Below are 19,679 nucleotides of genomic sequence, written 5' to 3'. Positions count from 1 at the left end.
CCGGGCAATTGCCCGCGCACAGCGCCTGCTGGGGGCGATCAATTCTCGAAAGCAAGGGCTGTCTTAGTTCGGGCATCACTACGGCACTGCCAGAACCGATTCGTGAAGAGCTTCCCTAGCGATGGGTCGAGAATGGTATACGCCACTGGCCCACGTCACAGGTACTTCGATTTGAAATGGGTCAAAGTTAAGTCTTGCCCGGCCAAAGTAGACCGCATAGCATCCCTGTCAAGCACCCACCCCCATGAGGTGCTGCATACGAAAACGACAGGAGACAAGCCTTGCCATCCACCCGCTGGAGTCACTGCGGCACCGAAGACCTGGGCGTCTTGCAGACCATCTTCTGGTCCGCTGGCGCGTCGCGCAATGCGCTGGCGCAGCGCCTGGCTTATTCCAAGAGCAAGGCCAATGCCATGGTGGCGGCCCTGCTGGACGAGGGCCTGCTCGACGAGGTGGGCCTGCAGGAGTCCTCTGGCGGTCGGCGGGCCGAAACCCTTCGATTAAGCGAAACCCTGGGCGTGGTGATTGGCGCCGACCTGGGCGCCACCAGCATGCAAATTGCCATCATGCGGCCCGACATGACAGTGCTGGCGCGGCACCGCGAGCCCATCGATGTGCGCCAGGGGCCGGGCGTGATCCTGGCGCGAGTGCGGGGGCTGATGCGCGAGCTGCTGGCGCGCTGCGGGCTGGCCGCGAGTCAGGTTATTGCCATCGGCATGGGCGTGCCGGGGCCGGTGGATTTTGAAAGCGGGCAGCTCGTCAACCCGCCGCTGATGCCCGACTGGGACGGCTTTTCCATCCGCGACTACCTGCGCGAGGCGTTTGCCGCGCCGGTGTTTGTGGACAACGACGTGAACCTGATGGCGCTGGGCGAGATGTACCGGCTGCAGCGCAATTTGCCCAACTTCCTCGTGATCAAGGTCGGCACGGGCATTGGCTGCGGCATTGTGTGCCACGGGCAGGTGTACCGGGGTGCCAATGGATCGGCGGGCGATGTGGGCCACATCTGCGTGGACCAGCACGGCCCGCGCTGCCACTGCGGCAACCAGGGCTGTGTGGAGGCGATGGCCGCAGCGCCCGCCATGGCGCGCATGGCGATGGAGGCTGCGCAGCGCGGAGAGAGCGCGCTGCTGGCCGAGCGGCTGCAAAGCACGGGCACGCTGACCATTGAAGACGTGGCCCAGGCCAGCCGCACGGGCGATGTAGCGGCCAACGCCATCATCCAGCGCGCGGGCAGCCTGGTGGGGCAGATGCTGGCGTCCATCGTCAACTTCTTCAACCCGTCGCATGTGTTCATTGCGGGGCGGGTGACGGACATGGGGCCCCTGTTCCTCGCGTCGGTGCGGCAGAGCGTGTACCACCGGTCGCTGGCGCTTTCCACGCGGCACCTGGAGATTCAATACGCGCCGCTGGCCGACGATGCCGGTGTGGTGGGGGCGGGCGTGCTGGCGATGCAGGAGAGCCTGTCGCGCGCGGGCTCGATCTCCGGGTCGGGGTCGGCTGCGGGCGTTGGTGTGGGGGCTGTGCGATGAGCGTAGCCGTCGAGTTCCGCAATGTCACCAAGGAGTTTGGCCCGGTGCGCGTGCTGCACGGCGTGGGCTTTGCGCTGCAGCCGGGCCGCGTCTATGGCCTGCTGGGCGAGAACGGCGCGGGCAAGTCCACGCTGATGAAGATTCTGGCCGGGTACGAGAGCCCGACCACCGGCGAGGTGGTGGTAGACGGCGCGGTGCGCGCCCCGGGCGGCGGATCGCGCGCGGCGGAGGCGCAGGGCATTGTGCTGATCCACCAGGAGTTCAACCTGGCGGATGATTTGACGATTGCGCAGAACATCTTCCTGGGCCATGAGATCAAGCGCGGCCCCTTCCTCGATGACAAGGCGATGCGTGAGAAGACGCGCGCTGCCTTGGCGCAAGTGGGCCTGCCGCTGGACCCGGACACGCGGGTGCGCAAGCTCATCGTGGCCGAAAAGCAGCTGGTGGAGATTGCCCGTGCGCTGGCCCGCAATGCGCGCCTGCTCATCATGGACGAGCCCACCGCCACGCTGACCCCCGGCGAGACGGAGCGCCTGTTTGCCCTGATGGCCGGGCTCAAGGCGGCGGGCGTGACCATCATCTACATATCGCACAAGCTCGACGAAGTGGAGCGCACCACCGACGAGGTGGTGGTGATGCGCGACGGCCTGCTGGTGGCCCGCGAGGCCACGGCAAACGTCACGCGGCGGCAGATGGCCAACCTGATGGTGGGCCGCGAGCTGGCGGATTTGTTCCCGCCCAAGCTACCCGCGCCGGAGGGGGGAGCGCCCGCCATGAAGGTGTGCGGCCTCTCGGTGCCGGGCTGGGCCGAGGACGTGAGCTTTGACGTGCGGCGTGGCGAGATCCTGGGCTTTGCCGGGCTGGTGGGCGCTGGCCGCACCGAGCTGTTCGAGGGCCTGCTGGGCCTGCGCGCGCGCTCGGCCGGCACGGTGGAGCTGGCGGGCAAGCCGGTGAATTTGAAAAGCCCGCGCGATGCGGCGCGCCATGGCCTGACGTACCTGAGCGAAGACCGCAAGGGCAAGGGCCTGCACGTGCACTTCAGCCTGCGGCCCAACCTGACGCTGATGGCGCTGGAGCGCTACGCCAAGCCCTGGCTCAACCCGGCGGGCGAGCAGGCTGCGCTGCGCGATGCGGTGCAGGAGTTCGGCATCCGCACCGGCTCGCTGGAGGTACGCGCGTCGTCGCTGTCGGGCGGCAACCAGCAAAAGCTGGCGCTGGCCAAGGTGCTGCACCCCGGCCCCAGCGTGGTGGTGCTCGACGAGCCCACGCGTGGCGTGGACGTGGGCGCCAAGCGCGAGATCTACCACCTGGTGCAGCGCCTGGCAGAGCAGGGGCTTGCTGTTGTGGTGATCTCGTCGGAACTGATGGAGCTGATCGGCCTGTGCCACCGCGTGGCGGTGATGCGCGCCGGGCGGCTGCAGACCACGCTCCAAGAGCCCCATTTGACCGAAGAGGAGTTGATCGCACATGCCACAGGTACCCGCTGAAAACGCTACCACCGCAGCGGTTGCCGCAGCACCCGCACCACCTGTGGTACCCGGTGCGGGCCGCCACGGCGGCGCCGCGGCTTGGTGGGGCAAGCTGCACGGGCTGGGCCCGGTCATCGGGCTGGTGCTGCTGTGCATTGCCGGCACGCTGCTCAACAGCAACTTCGCCACGTATGACAACGTGATGAACGTGCTCACGCGCACGGCCTTCATCGGCATCATCGCGGTGGGCATGTGCTTTGTGATCATCTCGGGCGGCATCGACCTGTCGGTGGGGTCGATGGCGGCGCTGATCGCGGGCTCAGTCATCCTGTTCATGAACGCGATGGCGCCCGTGCTGGGCTCGCCGATGGCGGCCGTGGTGGTGGGCATGCTGCTGGCCGTGGTGCTGGGCGCGGTGTTCGGGCTGGTGCATGGTCTGCTCATCACCAAGGGCCGCATCGAGCCTTTCATCGTCACGCTGGGCACGCTGGGCATCTTCCGCGCGTACCTCACGTATTTCTCCAACGGCGGGGCGATCACGCTGGAGAACGACCTATCGGACATTTACAGCCCCGTGTATTACGCCAACCTGCTGGGCGTGCCGATTCCGGTGTGGGTCTTTTTGCTGGTGGCTGTCATCGGCGGCGTGATCCTGAACCGCACGGCCTATGGACGCTATGTGCAGGCCATCGGCTCCAACGAGCAGGTGGCGCAGTACGCGGCGGTGGATGTGCACAAGATCAAGATCCTGACGTACATGCTGCTGGGCGTGTGCGTGGGCATCGCCACGCTGCTATACGTGCCGCGCCTGGGCTCTGCATCGCCCACCACGGGCCTGCTGTGGGAGCTGGAGGCAATTGCCGCCGTCATCGTGGGCGGCACGGTGCTCAAGGGTGGGGCGGGCAGCATCACCGGCACGGTGGTTGGTGCCATCCTGCTGTCGGTCATCAGCAACATCCTCAACCTCACCAGCATCATCAGCGTGTATTTGAACGCGGCGGTGCAGGGCTTGGTGATTATTGCGGTTGCCTTCATGCAGAGGGGCAAGCGGTGATGGATCTTCAGTTTTTCGGGAGTCGCGTAGGTCGGGTTAGCGCAGCGTAACCCGACGCCAACGCAGTGTGGTCTCGGGGCGTCGGGTTACGCCCTTGCGGGCTAACCCGACCTACGGTCCAACCAGCTTTTTTGAGTTTCTCAGTGTTCCCCAGCCGGCCAGCTTCCTGGCCATTTCAGCAAAGCAATAGCAGCAACAGGAGACAACGCATGAACAGCAGCCAACTTTCTTCTACTTCCTTCACCCGCCGCCTGGCCCTCTCGGCCGTGGGCGCCGCCGCCTTGGCATTGGCCGCCCCTGCCATGGCGCAGGCCAACAAGACGGTGGTGGGCGTGGCCATTCCGTCGGCCACGCACGGCTTTACCGGCGGCATCGTGTACTGGGCCAACCAGGCCAAGAAGGACCTGGAGAAGGCCCACCCCGGCCTGCAGGTCATCGTGAAGACCGCAGGTGGCGCGCCCGAGCAGGCCAACCAGCTGCAAGACCTGGTGACGGTGAACAAGATCAATGCACTGGTGATCTTCCCGTTCGAATCGGCGGCGCTGACCAAGCCCGTGGCCCAGGTCAAGGCCAAGGGCGTGTACGTGACGGTGGTGGACCGGGGCCTGACCGACACCAGCGCGCAGGACGCGTATGTGGCGGGTGACAACACGGCGTTCGGCAAGATTCCGGCCGAGTACATCGCCAAAGCGCTGGGCGGCAAGGGCAACGTGGTGGCCATGCGCGGCATTGCGACCACGCTGGACAACGAGCGCATGGACGCGTTCAACAGCGTGCTGAAGAACCACCCCGGCATCAAGCTGCTGGACGCCAAGTACGCTAATTGGAACCGCGACGACGCCTTCAAGGTGATGCAGGACTACCTGACCCGCTTCCCGCAGATCGACGCCGTGTGGGCCGCCGACGACGACATGGCCGTGGGCGTGCTCAAGGCCATCGAGCAGGCCAAGCGCAAGGACATCAAGCTGGTGTTTGGTGGCGCGGGTGCCAAGGGCATGATCAAGACACTGATGGACGGCAGCAACCCGCTGATCCAGGCCAACGTGTCGTACAGCCCCAAGTTCATCTACGACTCGATCAAGCTCACGGCCGAGGCGCGCATCAAGGGCGAAAAGCTGCCCGCCAACACCATCATTCCGTCGGTGCTGATCACCAAGGAAACGGCGAAGGACTTCTACTTCCCTGATTCGCCATTCTGATGATTCTTTGAGTCAAATAGGCCTCTAGCGCTTATCCAGCAAGCGCGAGCAGCTATTGAAAGAATAGCTGCTTGCCGCTGTGCATCTGCAACCCAACGCCCCTTGGAGCCGCCATGCCAAGACCCGTCACCCTCTTCACCGGCCAGTGGGCCGACCTGCCGCTGGCAGAACTCGCGCCGCTTGCCAAAAGCATGGGCTACGACGGCCTGGAGCTGGCCTGCTGGGGCGACCATTTCAATGTGCAGGAGGCGCTGTCGTCGCCCGAGTACGTGAAAGACAAACACGCGCTGCTGGCCCAGCATGGCCTGCAGTGTTTTGCCATCGGCAACCACCTGGTGGGCCAGGCCGTGTGCGACTTGATCGACGAGCGCCACCAGTCCATCCTGCCGTCGCATGTGTGGGGCGATGGCGAGCCCGAAGGCGTGCGCCAGCGCGCCGCTGCCGAGCTGGCCGATACGGCGCGTGCCGCCGCAGCGTTTGGCGTGAAGACGGTGACGGGCTTCACGGGCTCGTCGGTGTGGCATTCGATCTATGCCTTCCCGCCCACCACGCAGGCGTATTGGGACAAGGGCTTTGCTGATTTTGCGAAGCGCTTCGGCCCCATCCTCGACGTGTTTGAAGAGCACGACATCAACTTTGCACTCGAAGTGCACCCCACCGAGATCGCGTTCGACATTGCCTCCGCCGAGCGCGCGATTGCAGCCGTGGGCGGCAACAAGCGCTTCGGTTTTAACTATGACCCCAGCCACCTGGCCTACCAGGGCGTGGACTATGTCAAGTTCATCCGCCAGTTTGGCAATCGCATCTACAACGCCCACATGAAGGACGTTTGGTGGGGCAAGGGCGACGGCACAGTGGGCGTGTTCGGCGGGCACACCAGCTTTGGCGATGCGCGGCGGAACTGGGACTTTCGCAGCGTGGGGCGCGGGATGATCGATTTCGAATCCATCATCGTTGCGCTGAACGACATCGGCTACCAGGGCCCGCTCTCAGTGGAGTGGGAAGACAGCCGCATGGACCGTGTGCATGGCGCCACCGAGAGCGCGGCGTTCTGCAAGCGGCTCGACTTCAAGCCGGCGGCCGGTGCTTTCGATGCGGTGTTTGCGCGTGACAAGCAGGCCTAGCCGCGTTCTTCAAACCAACAACATACACAGCGAGCAAAGGCCTTTTGCATGTCCACTCAAAGAAAGCTCCGCTACGCCATGGTCGGCGGCGGCCATGGCGCATTCATCGGCGCGGTGCACCGCAAGGCGATGGCGCTGGATGGCCAGTTCGAGCTGGTGGCGGGTGCGCTGTCGTCCTCGCCCGAGCGCGCCCGAGCCTCCGGCGCCGCGCTGGGCCTGGCGGACGACCGCAACCACGGCAGCTGGCAGGACCTGTTGGCCGACGAGCTGCGCCGCCCCGCGCAGGAGCGCATCGATCTGGTGAGCATCGTCACGCCCAACCACATGCACCACCCGGTGGCACTGGCTTTTGTGCAGGCGGGCTTTCATGTGGTGTGCGACAAGCCCCTGGTGCACACCAGCGCGCAGGCCGACGAACTCGTCGCCGCCGTGAAAAAGGCCGGCACCGTGTTCGGCGTGACCTACAACTACACCGGCTACCCCATGGTGCGCGAGGCGCGCCACCTGGTGCAGAGTGGCGCGCTCGGCCAGCTCCGCAAGATCACCGTCGAATACAACCAGGGCTGGCTGGCCACTGCGGTGGAAGAGGGCGGCGCCAACAAACAGGCCGACTGGCGGCTGGACCCGGCACGCAGCGGCAGTGCAGGCACGCTGGGCGACATCGGATCACACGCCGAGAACCTGGCCGCCACCGTCACTGGCCAGCACCCCGCCTGGGTGTGTGCGGACCTCACCTCCTTTGGTGCCGGGCGCAAGCTGGACGACGACGCCCAGCTGCTGCTGCGCTACGACAGCGGCGCACGCGGCTTCATCGTGGCATCGCAAGTGGCAGCCGGGCTGGAGAACGACCTGCGCCTGCAGGTGTCCGGCACGCTGGGCACCATCACCTGGCGGCAAGAAGAACCCAACCAGCTCATCCACTCCCCCGTGGACGGCCCGCGCCGCATTCTCACGCGCGGCTCGCCCTGGCTCAGCCCGGCGGCGCTCCGCGCAGGGCGCATTCCTGCGGGCCACCCCGAGGCCTTCATCGAGGCGTTTGCCAACGTCTACCTGGGCGTGGCCGCCGACATCCGCGCGCGGCAGGCAGGCACGGCGGCCGACCCGCTGCACGCCGACTACCCGCGCGTGGAAGACGGTGCGCGCGGCGTGCGCTTTATCGAGCAGGTGGTGGCGTCTGCGGCCAGCGCGCAGAAGTGGACGGCCGTGACGTGAGGTGCAGGCCTTCCGCTCACCGGCTATAAGCACACATATCCGTCCCCCACTCATCTGCTTTTCAAGCTGAGCCCGCCCAAGTAGCACGCGGCGCGCTGATCGCGCGTTAGGTGATGGGCCGCCGTTGTCTCCAGCTGGCTCCATTGGAGTCCTTCTGCCGCATCTTCAGACGTCCGTGCCGCCGCTTGTCTTGGCGACTTGTCGCGGACCGCATTGCACTTCAACACATGCACTTTTTGGGGCCCGCTGATGTGGTCCTGCAGCGCGTCTGCGCCCAGCGATTGAGCAAGCTCCTCGCGCGATGACCCGCGAGGGCGTTGCGATGTGAGAGCGCGCGTCAGCCTTACCACCGGCCGATATTCGCGACACCGCCGAAAACCCGCAATTTTTTGATAGGCATAAGCTATTGAAATGGATTCCTAATTGTTTGTTTTTGTTGCTGTTGTGTCACTAATACATACGCACTATGGCTACCGAAGGCCACTTGCGCGATGCTTGCGCACCTTCTCTTGCAGAGGGGTCGGTAGACGGGCTTGGCTTGCAAGCCATTGATTCATAAGAAAAAAAGATGAAATCAGTGAGGAGTGAAGAGCGATGGCGAAGAAGCGCAGAGCCGTTGAGAACCAGGCTCATCAGGCACTACCGCCGTGCGTTTGCTGACCCCATTTTTAATTTGTTTACTTTCGTTACGTTTAGTAATCTCGCGCTCACTTCTTTGTTCAACGCCTGAGGAAATCATGCGATCACTTCTTTCCGTCCTGCCCTCCCGGCGCGCCCACAGCCTCGCTGGCACCCGAGCGGCGCAGGGTGGTTTCACCCTTGTAGAACTGGCCGTGGTATTGGCCGTCATCGGTCTCATCATCGGCGCGGTCGCCATCGGCAAGGATGTGCAGCGCAACGCCGAATACACCAAGATCAAGAACAAGTTCATCGACCAGTGGGAGCAGGCGTACAACCAGTACTACCAGCGCACGGGGGTGGTGGTGGGCGACAGCCAGACGGCGCCGCGGATCATGGTGAATGGGGCGGCGTATGTGGCTACGGGAACCAACCCCACGTCGGGCGGCGACATGGCAGCGCTGGTTGCGGCGGGGTCAGAGCCGCTACCTGTCTGTGCCCGCAACCCTGACCCCGGAGCGATGCGCTCTGACTCTCCCTTCACAGTCAACGCGAACGATCTGCGCGCCTACATGACCCGCGCTGGCATCCGCATGCCGCCCGGCCGTGCAGAGGGGCAGGAAGACCTCTACGTTTACACCGACACCAACGGCTCGCCGCAGGAAATTCAGGTGTGCTTTCAGTGGAACCGGCCCACCACCCCCGCAGGCGCGGGTAATGTGATGGTGATCTCTGGGCTGACACCTGACTTGGCCCGCATGCTGGATCAGATGATCGACGGCAAACCGGATGCGCGTGAAGGGCGCTTCCGCCTGCAGGGGATCGACAACGCGACCAACAACGCTCCCGGCGTGGAGTGGAGTGCCAACAACACGTATGGACGCGGCGCCGCCGGCACCACAGCGGCCGGCGCAGGTAACACGCGTGACGAAGAACAGGTCATCACCCTGACCGCCATCTACAAGATGAACCAGTAATCAGGGCGAGGGAAACAACATCATGAGCAACGTATTCAAGAACCTCACCCGCAGCCCGCGCTCCGTGCGCCAGCAGGGTTTCACGTTGGTCGAGCTGGCCGTTGTGCTGGCCGTCATTGGATTGATCATCGGCGCCGTGGCCATTGGCAAGGATGTGCAGCGCAATGCCGAGTACACCAAGGTCAAGAACAAATTTATCGACCAATGGGAGCAGGCATACAACCAGTATTACCAGCGCACGGGCGTGGTGCTGGGAGACGACCAGACGGCACCTCAGAACATGGTCAATGGTGCGCAATTTCTGGCGGCCGGTACTCGGTCTGGCCGGAATATGACGGGTGTCACACCTCCCAATGCAATCTGCCGTGGCGCGGCGGGGCAGGGCATGACGCGGGGTTTCACCAACGGCACCGATCCTGACCTGCGGGTGCTGATGACGCGTGTGGGCATCCGCATGCCCCCCGGCCGCGCGGAAGGGCTGGAAGACCGTTACGTGTACCTGGATAGCAATGGCAACCCCCAGGAAATCCAGGTGTGCTTTCAATGGAACGTGCCCCTCGCGGACAGCTCCGCTGCGAATGCCGTCGGTGATGGCGCTGGCAATGTGATGGTCATCACGGGCCTCACGCCTGACCTGGCACGGGCGCTGGACCAGATGATCGATGGCAAGCCCGACGAGCGCGAGGGCCGGTTCCGTCGCCAAGGTGTTTTGAACAACGCTGGGGGCACGGCCATCAACGCACCAGGACAAGAGTGGCAGGCCACGAACCGCGACCTGATCAATACCAACAACGACCGCAGCTTTGACGAAGACCAGGTCGCCATCGTCACTGCCATCTACCGCATGAATCAGTGATGGTGATCGCGCCAGCCACCGTTCAGGTTCCGTCCCCATCAACCCTTTTCCCATCGTCGGAGATTTCGATGAAAAACATGCAAACGTTCCGAAGGCTGGGCCGCAAGGTGCAGCAAGGTTTCACCCTGGTGGAGCTGGCCATTGTGCTGGCCGTCATCGGCCTGATCATCGGCGCCGTGGCCATCGCCAAGGATGTGCAGCGCAATGCTGAGTACCAAAAAGCGATCAACAAGTTCGCCTACCAGTGGAAGATGGCCTACGACCAGTATTACCAGCGCACGGGCGTGGTGCTGGGCGACTGCCAGCAGGCGCCGACCTACATGGTCAATGGCAGCGAAACGGAGATCCCAGCCGGCAACCCCGCGTGCACGCGTGCAGGTTCGATGGCGGTGGCCGGAATTCCTGAAAACTTCACCAACCGCGGTCTGAAGATTTGCAGTGGCCAGGGCTATTCCGCAGACCAAGTGGGCCTGGGCGACGCCGGCCTGGCTGGCCAGAACCTGCGCACCCTCATGACACGCGCTGGTGTGCGCATGCCGCCGGGCCGTGGCGAAGGGCATGAAGACCGTTTCCTGTACATCGACTCCAACGGCAACGCGGTGGAGATGCAGGTGTGCTTCCAGTGGAACACCTCTGGCTCTGCCAGCGGTGCAGGCAACGTGATGGTGATCCGGGGCCTGACGCCCGACTTGGCCCGCTTCATGGACCAGGTGATTGACGGCAAGCCCGATTCGCGCGAAGGCCGTTTCCGCATTCAGAGCCGCCCTGCGCACACCGCCGCAGCAGAAGCGAATGCCCCCGGCACGCAGTGGGAGGCCAACAACACCGAAGGCAACAATATTGCCAACACGGCAGCGAACAGCGCCATGACCAATAGCGACACCCGCCAGACCGTGACCAACAACAGTGGTACAGCGGGGGGCACCGCCACAGGCCGCACGTTTGACGAAGACCGCGTCATCCTGCTGACCGCCCACTGGATCATGGAGCAGTAATTGAACGCGACCCGCACACTCAAGCTCGTGTCCCTGGCGCTGGCCACGGCCCTGTTGGGTGGTGGCGCCTACATGGCACACAAGGGGCTCAAGCGCCTGGCGTTTGAACAGCAGCAGCAGGCGCAGTTGCAGCAGGCGGTGGAGAACGCACGCCGCCTCATCCCCGAGGTGCAGCAGCGCGAGCAGCTGGTGCGGTCCATCAAGGACGTGGCGCAGCAGGTGGAGCGCCTGGGCTTTGACCCCGCACAGTGGGGCGAGCGCAGGCTGCGCCGCGCGCAGGGCCCCGCCACGCGGGCCGAGGCGGCCCAGTTCCTGGGCGAGCTGGGGCGCGGCGGGGCAGGCGCCATCTTTGTGGCGGACATGTTCGACCTGGCCACGGTTTCGCCAGAGGCGAGCCTGTTCCACCCACCCCAGCCGGGCGATCAGGGGCTGACGCTGGGCGTCAGCGGCACGCTGCATTTTCAGACGGTGTCCGCCCTGGCGCCCAAGGTGAAGCCATGAGCAACGAACACATCTACCGCGTCGCCAGCTCCGGCTGGCTGCATTGCAACGGCCATCAGGTGCAGGACGTACCTGCCTGGCCGCAGCTCAACCACAGCGCGCTGGTGGTGCTGGATCTGGACGATGTCTTCACCGACGTATGGCGGTTTGAAGGCAAGACGGAGTACGCCGCAGCCCTGGTGGAAAAGCGGGTGCGCACCCAGGGCCTGGTGGAAGGAGCCGCCCATGTGGTGGTGCACCGGCTGGTGAAGGTGCCCGGCGGCTTTCAGGTCTACTTTTCGGCGCTTTCGCTGGAGCTGTGGCAGCGTTGCACGCAATGGGCCCAGGAGCAGGCCGACCACTGCCTGGTGATGACCGCCGCAGGGCTGCTGTGCCACGGCGTGGACACGGGCGGTGCGCGCGTCATGTTGTCTCAGCGCCGGCTGATGTGTTTTGCGCAGTCGGACGAAGGCATGGTGTTTGGTTCAACCCAGGCGCTGGGCTCCGGCGCATCGGCCATGGCCAGTGCAGCACAGGTGTTGACGTCCAACCACAGCGCGCTGCTGTCGCGGCTGGGCGCCGAAGCCGTGGAGTGGGGCACGCTGTGGAGCACGCAACCCGCCGATGTGGACACCTGCGTGGCCGCAGTGCGCAACGCGCTGGGCGGCGCCCCGAAGGTGATGGCTGCGACTGAATTGCTGTTTGCGGGAGAGCGTGTGCACACCGTGCTGCCCACGCTGGCACGCAATGCGGCTGGGCGCCATGCGCTGAATCCGCTGCTCGAGCGGGTGGCATGGAGGTCCGAGCGCTGGGTGGCGCCTATTACCGCGCTGACCGCCGTGGTTGGCTTGGTGCTGGCCTTTGCCGGCGTGACCTTGGGCCAGATGGCCGACCAGCAGCGCGAAAGCGGGCAGGCGCAGCGCAGCGAGCTGGAGGCGTTGAATGTGCGCATCCAGGCCGTGTCCACCATAGAGGCGCCCCAAAGGCTGCTGCCGGTGGCGGAGTTCTCCAAAGCGTTGGACGAAGGCGCGCGGCACGACCCGGTGGCGTTCATGGCGCTGCTCAAGTCTGCATCGGGCAGGGACATCCGGATCCAGCGTGTGCGGCTGGAGCCTGCTGCAGGCCTGACACGTGGCCGCGCCTTCCGTGTGGATGGCGTTGCGCCCCTGGGTGCGTCAGCCTCGGTCACGCGCTGGGTGTCGCAGATGGCGGCAGCGGGCTGGACGCTCAAGGCCGTGGAGCCCACCTACGCCGTGCCAGGTGCCTTCTCTTATGAGCTGGTGGCGACCCCGGCAGCTTCTGCAGGAAACGTGAAACCATGAAATACGCCGCATTGCTTTTGAATGGACTGGCCGTGCTGTTGCTGGGCTGGGGCCTGTATGGCGTGGTGCAGCTGAGCCAAGCGCGCACGCCCTCGGTTCGGCCGGTCACTACCGAGCTGTCGCCACTGCCGCCCGCGCTGCGCAACGATCAGGCGCGTGTGGTGAACGCCTTTGGGGCGATGGAGCGCATCCAGGCGCAGGCCTCCAGCGCGGGCACCGACCCCCTGAGCCTGATCGCCCTGCCGGTGCCCGGCAGCGATGTGGTGGGTAGTGTGCAAATGCCGCGCCGCTCGCTGTCGCTGCATCTGGACGACCTAGCAGCGGATCGGCAATCGGTCGTGATCGACGGCCACCTGGCGCGCCAAGGCGCACGCCTGGAGGGCGGTGGCCGCGTGGTGCGCGTGCGGCCGACCGAAGCCGTGGTGACCGAACGCTTGGGCCGCCAGACGCTGACCCTGCCCGAAGGCGATCTGCGCGTGGGCACGCTGCGCTGGGCCGATGGATCGCTGGCCAGTGTCAATTCGCAGGAGTTCCGTTCCGGCCTGCCTGGCGGGCAGCCGGGGCCGATCAGGAGCCTTCCATGAACACGCTGGCAGCCTGCGGGCCGACCACGAACCCTGCGCGTGCAGGCGTGGCGCTGTCCTGTGCAGGCACCTTCCTTTCTTCATGAAATTTTCAAGCATTACGCGAGCAGCGCCGAGGACAGCGATATGAACACAACCCCGTTTTTCAAGCCCGTGGCTCTGGTGTGCGCAGCACTGGTGCTCAGTGGGTGCGCCAGCCAGCCGCCCCGCAGCGCGACCAGCCTGCCGCCGCCCGACACCAAAGCGGCCGACAACCTGCGCGAGCATGCCGCGCAGGAGTCGCAACGCCTGTTGATCCACCAGCAAATGCTGTTGGCAGAGATGAACAAGGCCGCGGCCCCGCCGGTGATCGCACCCGTGGCCCCGGTGTTCGATCCGCTGGAAGGCAAGCTCATCAACGTGGCCATGTCCAAGGCGAGCATCAGCCAGATCCTCAGCGCGTTTGCCGATGCCGGAAACTTGAACCTGATCGTGGACCCGAACGTGCTCAAGGGCGGGCAACTGGCCGACATGCACTTGCGCCAGGTCACGCTGCGCGAAGGCTTCAACGAGGTGCTGCGCACGTATGACGTGGCCGGCGAGTTCCGCGGCAACACGCTGCGCGTGAACCTGACCGAAGAAAAGTTCTTCTCGCTCAACTTCCTGAACACCAAGTCCAGCATCCAGATGGGGTCGGGCGGCAATGTGTTTGGCAGTACCACATCGGGCGGCAGCGGCGGGGGCAGCAGCAGCGGCGGTAGCGGCGGCACGGGCGCGCAGCAGGGCAGTCTGACCATGGCAGGCTCGGGCGGCAGCAATACCGACCCGTACCTGGAGATCGAACAAGCCATCAAGGCCGTGCTGGGCGACAACGCCCAGGACCGTGCGGCCCAGCAGCAACAGCAAAGCCTGGCCGCCGCGGGCGCGCTGGCACCCCCCCCGACCACCTGGCCAGGCATGCCAGCAACTCCATCGACGCGCCCCGCCGTGCCCCAGGCACCGTTGGCCACCATGGGTGAGGACAGCGGCTTCACGCTCAACAAGATGACGGGCACGCTCTACGTCAAGGCCCGGCCGTCCAAGATGCGCGCCGTCGAAAAGATGCTGGCGCAGGTGCACAAGGTATTGGGCAAGCAGGTGTACGTCGAGGCGCAGTTGATTGACGTGCAACTGTCCGACAACTTCGAATTTGGCGTGGACTGGACGAATCTGCGCGGCCGCCTGGCTGCGGGGTTTGGCTCATCGCCCATGCAGTTGGGTGGCAGCTCGGGCACGTTGCCCAATGCGGGCACGGGCTATCCCGCACGGGCCATCTCCATTCCGGCGGCGCTCATCGGCAGCGTGTCGGGCCCTGCGCTGGGCATGTCGTACCAGGGCAGCAATTACGGCATCGTGATCAATGCGCTGCGCGCCTACGGCAACCTCAAGGTGCTGTCCAACCCCAACGTGCAGGTGCGCAACGGCACGCCCGCTCTGCTGTCGGTAGGCACCAGCTCGCGCTACGTGTCGCAGTCGGCCTCCACGCAGACGGTGCCGGGCGGTGGGGCATCCACCACCTCGTCCAGCGTGCAGACGGACACGGTGTTCTCGGGCGTCATGGTGGGCGTGTTGCCCATGGTGCGCGACGATGGCCGCATCGAGCTGATGCTTAACCCCATGCAAAGCGATGTGGACCCCGCCAGCCTGCAGCTGGTGGCCGTGGGCGGCGAGAACCTGGTGTCGTTGCCCAAGGTGAGCTACAAGGGCCTGACCACCACGCTCAACGTGGGAGACGGCGATGTGGTGGTGGTGGGCGGCCTCATCGACCAGCGCACTTCCAACAACGACCGCGGTGCACCGGGTGTGTCGGACGTGCCCTTGCTGGGCAAGCTGTTCGGCAACGAGAACAAGGTCCACGGCAGCCGTGAACTGGTCATCGTTTTGCGGGTGCGTGTGCTATGAGCCTCATCCACGACGCGCTGAAGTCCATGGACGCGCCCCAGGACGCCCCGCGTGTGCTGCCGCGCGCGCCAGCCACGCCGGCCCGCAAGCGCCCCGCATGGGTGGACGCCGCTCTGGCGTTCGTCATTGTGGTGGGTGCGGGTGTGGCCGGCTGGTATGTGTGGCAAACGCAGACACAGCCCCGGTTTGATCCCAACCTCAGCCGCTCGTCTGCGCCCAAGCCCGTGGCGGCTCAGCCGGTTTTGCCCCAACCCCTGGCTGCGGCGTCGGCGCCCGTGGTGGACGTGTCAGCGCCCCCGGCCACCGCTTCCATCGCAGTGGCCGGGTCGGACTCTTCCGCCGCCGGCACTACAGCGGTGTCCGCGCCCGTTGCCATGCAGCCGGCTGCAGCGGTACACGCGACCCCGGCAGTTCCATCGACCCCCGTGCCACCCGTTGCCGCTGCCCCGGCAGTCGCTGCCCCCGTGACCCCGACGGCCGCTGTGGCGGTAGCAGCGACCGCGCCTGCCGGTCCGGCAAATGCCACAGCCGCGCCGCCTGCTGCGCCGCGTGCCGCCCCGGTACGCCAGGCCCGCTCTGCACGCCCCGCCGCCCCCGTGGAGCCCGCCCCCGCTACGCCTGCTGTGGACGACACCCCGGTTGAGTTGCGTTTTGCACGCCTGATCACTGCCATGCGCGAAGGGCGCGACAGCGATGCCGAACGTGAGCTGACCGCCCTGCGCGAGCGCCTGCCAGCCGGCTCCCTAGGACTGCTGCGTGCACAGGCGTGGTTTGATCTGCGCGGTGGCCGTGATGCTGCCGCTGCCAGCGGCTACCGCGCCATCCTGGAGCGCATGCCGGGTGATGAGGAAGCATCCATCAACCTGGCCAGCATCCAGTCTCGCCAGAACAAACCCGAAGAGGCCCGTGCCACGCTGGACGCCGCACTGCGCCTGCAGCCCGATTCGTCCGCGCTGCGCGCGGCCCTGGGCCAGTTCACCCCTGCCGCCCGACAATGACTGCCAGCTCCATCTACGCGACGCTCGGTCTGTCGCGCAACCCCTTTCCTCCCACGCCGGACGCGGGGTCGTATTTCTTTACGCCCCGTCTGGAGGAAGACTTTGCGGAGATCGTGCATTGCATCGAAGCCCGCAAGGGGTTTGTGCTGCTGACCGGCGAAGTGGGCCTGGGCAAGAGCACGCTGGTGCGGCGCCTGCTGGACACGCTGCACGACAAGAACTGCCATTCGGCACTCATCCTGAACACTTTTTTGCAGGACAGCGCGCTGCTATCGGCCATCCAGGCGGACTTTGGCTTGCCGCCCACCGATTCGGTGGAACAGGGCCTGGCGCGCCTGACGGAATTTTTGATTGCGCGCCACCAGGCGGGCGACATCAGCCTGCTGGTCATCGATGATGCGCAGAACCTCAGCGTGGAATCGCTGGAGCTGGTGCGCCTGCTGTGCAACCTGGAGACGGGGCAGGAAAAGCTGCTGCAGATCCTGCTGGTGGGCCAGCCCGAGTTGGAAGATACCCTGGCCGAGCCCGGGCTGCGCCAACTCAAGAGCCGCATCGTGAAGCATGCGCGCCTGAGCGGCCTGCAAAATGACGAAGTCGCCCGGTACTTTGACTTCCGCGTGAACGCGGCCGGCGCCGAAGGCCGGCTTTCCATGGAAAACAGCGCCGTGGATGCATTGCACCGTGCCACCGGTGGCAACCTGCGCCGCATCCACCTGGTGCTGGACCGCTGTCTTTATGGCCTTGCGAGCACCCGTGGGTCGGTGGTGACCGCTGCGCTGGTACAACGCGCGGTGTCTGACCTGCCCGCGTTGGGCGACGAGGCTGCTTCCGCGGCGAGCGCCGGAGGCAGCAGCCGCAAGCGCAAGGCCTGGATTATGGCCGGGCTCCTGGCGGGCACCACGGCCACGGTGGCCACCATGGCGATCGCCAACTGGGGCCGCGTGGCCATCCCCGACGGCAGCGCCGCGACGGGCGGGGCGCCTGCCGTGCAGGAAGTTGCGGTGCCAGAGCCCGCGCAGAAGGCTACGGCCACGGCAGCGGGCGCTGAAGCCATGGTGACAGCGACCGCCCCCACCTCCACAGGGGCACCGGCGCCGTCGGCGCTGGCCGTGCCATTGTTGCCAGCGCCTGCTGAAACCGGCGCAATCCAAACTGCCGCGTCGTCTGCCGCTGGCTCTGCGCAGGCTGCGGTCAAGCCGGCCGACGCCGAGGTGCCCGCGCGGCGCGTGTGCGAAAGCCAGCTGCAGGCCCTGGCCTCTGCTGACGAAGTCGTCCTGGTACAGCGCCTGCCGGACGGCACCAGCCCGGCCTGGAAGCCGTCGCCGCGCACGTGCCGCTTTGCGGTGGGCAAGGAGTCCTGGGTGGCATGGCTGGGCCGCGGCGACGCGCGCCACATCGTGGCCGCCCAGCAGGCCACGCGCAAGGTGCAGAGCAAGCTCCGCAGCCTGGGCCTGCTCGACCTGCGCGAACCCGATGACGGATTTTTCGGGACCAGGACCGGGGAGGCGCTCGCCCGCTTTCAGCAGCAGCACGGGCTGCCCGTTACCGGCAAGCCCGACGAACTGACCTTCTTACTTTTGGAGCACCAGGATGCATCCCCCCGCTGAAATCGTGCAGGAGAACTCGGGCGAGTTGCTGCCAACCACTGGCGCTACTGCCACTGATCGCCTGGCGGTGCTCAGAGAGAAAAGCCCCTCCCTCGGGGCCGCGCTGGTCAACGCCGGGCTGGTCTCTGCAGTGGCCATCGACTATGTGCTGCAGAAGCAAAAAATCGAGAAGGTGCCCATGGGCAACCTTCTGGTCGAACTGGGCTTTGCCAGCGCCAACGAAGTGGCCCGCCAACTGGCTGATCAGCGGGGCCTGCGCTTTGTCAACATCGACGAAATGCCCGAGCCAGATACGGCAGTGGCAGGCTTGTTCAACCGGGCGCTGTGCCTGACCTATGGCTTCCTGCCGGTGCGCCAGAACGACGACGGTCTGATCGACGTGGTGCTGGGCGATGCGCAGCCGGACGTGGTCTCGGAGCTGATTCAGCGCAAGCTAGGCAAGGGCTGCCATTTCTTCCAGGGCGAATTCGACAGCGTGGCGCAAGCCATCCAGCAGCACTATTATTTTGCCGAGCACCCGCCCGCCCGCCTCATAGAGAGCGAAGTGCGCAAGCTCGAAGCGGACGTGGACCGCGCCTACAGCCCGGCCCGTCTGCTGGAGCACATGCTGCACCTGGCCGTGCGCGAGCGTGCCACCGACATCCATCTGGCGCCAACGGCGCGCAGCCGCTCTGTGCTGCTGCGGGTGGACGGCGTGCTGCGCCCCGTGTTTGCGCTGGCCCCTGCGCTGGACCGCCTGGTGGTCTACGTCAAGCTGCAGGCCGACATGGACGCCAGCGAGCAGCGCCTGCCGCAGGACGGCAGCTTCACCGCCGTGGTGATGGAGCACAACTTCACCATCCGCGTGTCAACGCTGATCTCCGAGTTTGGCGAGCGCATGGTGCTGCGCCTGCTGCCCGAGCGCAGCAACCTCGACAAGCTGGCCGACCTGGGGTTTCTGGAAGACGACGTGGCCGTCATGGCCAAGGCCTTCTCGCGCCCACACGGGCTCATTCTCATCACCGGCCCGACGGGATCGGGCAAGAGCACTACGCTGCACGCCGCTTTGCGCATGCAGCCGCTGATCGAGCGTAACGTGCTCACAGTGGAAGACCCTGTGGAGTACCGCGTACCTGTGGCCTGCCAGACCGAGGTGAACCGCCGAGCGGGGTATGAGTTTGCCAACGCCATGCGCCACTTTCTGCGGCACGACCCGGACATCATCCTGGTGGGCGAAATCCGCGATTCGGAAACCGCGCGCGCTGCGCTGGACGCCTCGTCCACCGGCCACCTGGTGCTGTCCACCCTGCACGTGGGCACCATCTTTGGGGTCATGCCGCGGCTCAAGCTGCTGGGTGTGGACACCGAAACCATCGCCGAGAACCTGGTCGCGGTCATCAACCAGCGCCTGGTCCGGCGCATCTGCCCGCACTGTGCCAAGCCGCGCCTGGCCACCGAAGATGAACGCCGCTGGCTGGGCCGCGGCCATGCCGACGAGACCACCCAGGTGTTCCATGGCGCGGGATGCCACCAGTGCCGCGACACCGGCTACCTGGGTCGCCTGCCCGTGTACGAAATGCTGGTGGTCAACCGCGACTTGGCCGACGCCATCGCGGCAGACGCGTCGCGTGCCGAGATGCGCCAGCGTGCGCTGGCTGCGGGCATGCGTCCCATCCTGACTTTGGCGCGTCATCGCGTTCTGGCGGGTGAGACCACCATGGAAGAGATCCTGCGCGCGGTGGGTGAGGATTGA

At 65.7% G+C, this 19,679-nt stretch carries 16 protein-coding genes; all 16 read left to right on the top strand.

The window, feature by feature from the left end; all coding sequences use genetic code 11:
• Nucleotides 1-281: 281 nt before the first annotated feature.
• The 16 genes from ACK4HJ_RS16370 (at nt 282) to ACK4HJ_RS16295 (ending at nt 19,679) form a co-directional block, all read left to right on the top strand.
• A complete protein-coding gene (locus ACK4HJ_RS16370; RefSeq protein WP_409833532.1) occupies nt 282-1,532 on the top strand; it encodes an ROK family protein in 1,251 nt (416 codons plus the stop codon).
• Entirely contained in the window at nt 1,529-3,019 is a 1,491-nt protein-coding gene (locus tag ACK4HJ_RS16365) for a sugar ABC transporter ATP-binding protein (RefSeq protein ID WP_409833530.1), read from the top strand. The genes ACK4HJ_RS16370 and ACK4HJ_RS16365 overlap by 4 nt, the downstream gene beginning before the upstream one ends.
• Nucleotides 3,000-4,055: an ABC transporter permease gene (locus ACK4HJ_RS16360; RefSeq protein ID WP_409833528.1), complete on the top strand. Its 1,056-nt coding sequence runs from the start codon at nt 3,000-3,002 to the stop codon at nt 4,053-4,055. The genes ACK4HJ_RS16365 and ACK4HJ_RS16360 overlap by 20 nt, the downstream gene beginning before the upstream one ends.
• Before the next feature lie 209 nt (nt 4,056-4,264).
• On the top strand, nt 4,265-5,254 hold the full coding sequence (locus ACK4HJ_RS16355; protein ID WP_409833526.1) for a substrate-binding domain-containing protein: 990 nt from the start codon (nt 4,265-4,267) through the stop codon (nt 5,252-5,254).
• Nucleotides 5,255-5,367: 113 nt separating this feature from the next.
• On the top strand, nt 5,368-6,378 hold the full coding sequence (locus ACK4HJ_RS16350; RefSeq protein WP_409833524.1) for a sugar phosphate isomerase/epimerase family protein: 1,011 nt from the start codon (nt 5,368-5,370) through the stop codon (nt 6,376-6,378).
• Nucleotides 6,379-6,426: 48 nt separating this feature from the next.
• Nucleotides 6,427-7,590 (top strand): Gfo/Idh/MocA family protein, encoded by a 1,164-nt coding sequence (locus ACK4HJ_RS16345; protein ID WP_409833522.1) that lies wholly within the window; start codon nt 6,427-6,429, stop codon nt 7,588-7,590.
• Between the two features lie 737 nt (nt 7,591-8,327).
• A complete protein-coding gene (locus tag ACK4HJ_RS16340) occupies nt 8,328-9,185 on the top strand; it encodes a type II secretion system protein (protein ID WP_409833520.1) in 858 nt (285 codons plus the stop codon).
• A 22-nt stretch (nt 9,186-9,207) separates the two neighbouring features.
• Nucleotides 9,208-10,041 (top strand): type II secretion system protein, encoded by an 834-nt coding sequence (locus ACK4HJ_RS16335; protein ID WP_409833518.1) that lies wholly within the window; start codon nt 9,208-9,210, stop codon nt 10,039-10,041.
• A 68-nt stretch (nt 10,042-10,109) separates the two neighbouring features.
• A complete protein-coding gene (locus tag ACK4HJ_RS16330) occupies nt 10,110-11,036 on the top strand; it encodes a type II secretion system protein (protein ID WP_409833516.1) in 927 nt (308 codons plus the stop codon).
• Complete coding sequence (locus ACK4HJ_RS16325; RefSeq protein ID WP_409833514.1) at nt 11,037-11,537, top strand: hypothetical protein; 501 nt, start codon at nt 11,037-11,039, stop codon at nt 11,535-11,537.
• On the top strand, nt 11,534-12,838 hold the full coding sequence (locus ACK4HJ_RS16320) for a hypothetical protein (RefSeq protein ID WP_409833512.1): 1,305 nt from the start codon (nt 11,534-11,536) through the stop codon (nt 12,836-12,838). Before ACK4HJ_RS16325 ends, ACK4HJ_RS16320 begins: the two co-directional genes overlap by 4 nt.
• The gene (locus ACK4HJ_RS16315; protein ID WP_409833511.1) at nt 12,835-13,422 is read left to right on the top strand and encodes a hypothetical protein; all 588 of its coding nucleotides are present in this window, start codon (nt 12,835-12,837) and stop codon (nt 13,420-13,422) included. Before ACK4HJ_RS16320 ends, ACK4HJ_RS16315 begins: the two co-directional genes overlap by 4 nt.
• 126 nt (nt 13,423-13,548) lie before the next feature.
• Nucleotides 13,549-15,342, top strand: a complete 1,794-nt coding sequence (gene mshL / locus ACK4HJ_RS16310) for a pilus (MSHA type) biogenesis protein MshL (RefSeq protein WP_409833509.1) — start codon at nt 13,549-13,551, stop codon at nt 15,340-15,342.
• On the top strand, nt 15,339-16,340 hold the full coding sequence (locus ACK4HJ_RS16305) for a tetratricopeptide repeat protein (RefSeq protein WP_409833507.1): 1,002 nt from the start codon (nt 15,339-15,341) through the stop codon (nt 16,338-16,340). The genes mshL and ACK4HJ_RS16305 overlap by 4 nt, the downstream gene beginning before the upstream one ends.
• Nucleotides 16,337-17,947, top strand: coding sequence for an ExeA family protein (locus ACK4HJ_RS16300; RefSeq protein WP_409833505.1), 1,611 nt, complete (start codon nt 16,337-16,339; stop codon nt 17,945-17,947). The genes ACK4HJ_RS16305 and ACK4HJ_RS16300 overlap by 4 nt, the downstream gene beginning before the upstream one ends.
• On the top strand, nt 17,931-19,679 hold the full coding sequence (locus ACK4HJ_RS16295) for a GspE/PulE family protein (protein ID WP_409833503.1): 1,749 nt from the start codon (nt 17,931-17,933) through the stop codon (nt 19,677-19,679). The genes ACK4HJ_RS16300 and ACK4HJ_RS16295 overlap by 17 nt, the downstream gene beginning before the upstream one ends.

Origin of the sequence: Acidovorax sp. (assembly GCF_046294525.1) — a bacterium.
GTDB lineage: Bacteria > Pseudomonadota > Gammaproteobacteria > Burkholderiales > Burkholderiaceae_C > Acidovorax.
The sequence above is the reverse complement of the archived record's forward strand: the minus strand, read 5'-3'. Positions and strand labels throughout refer to the sequence as shown.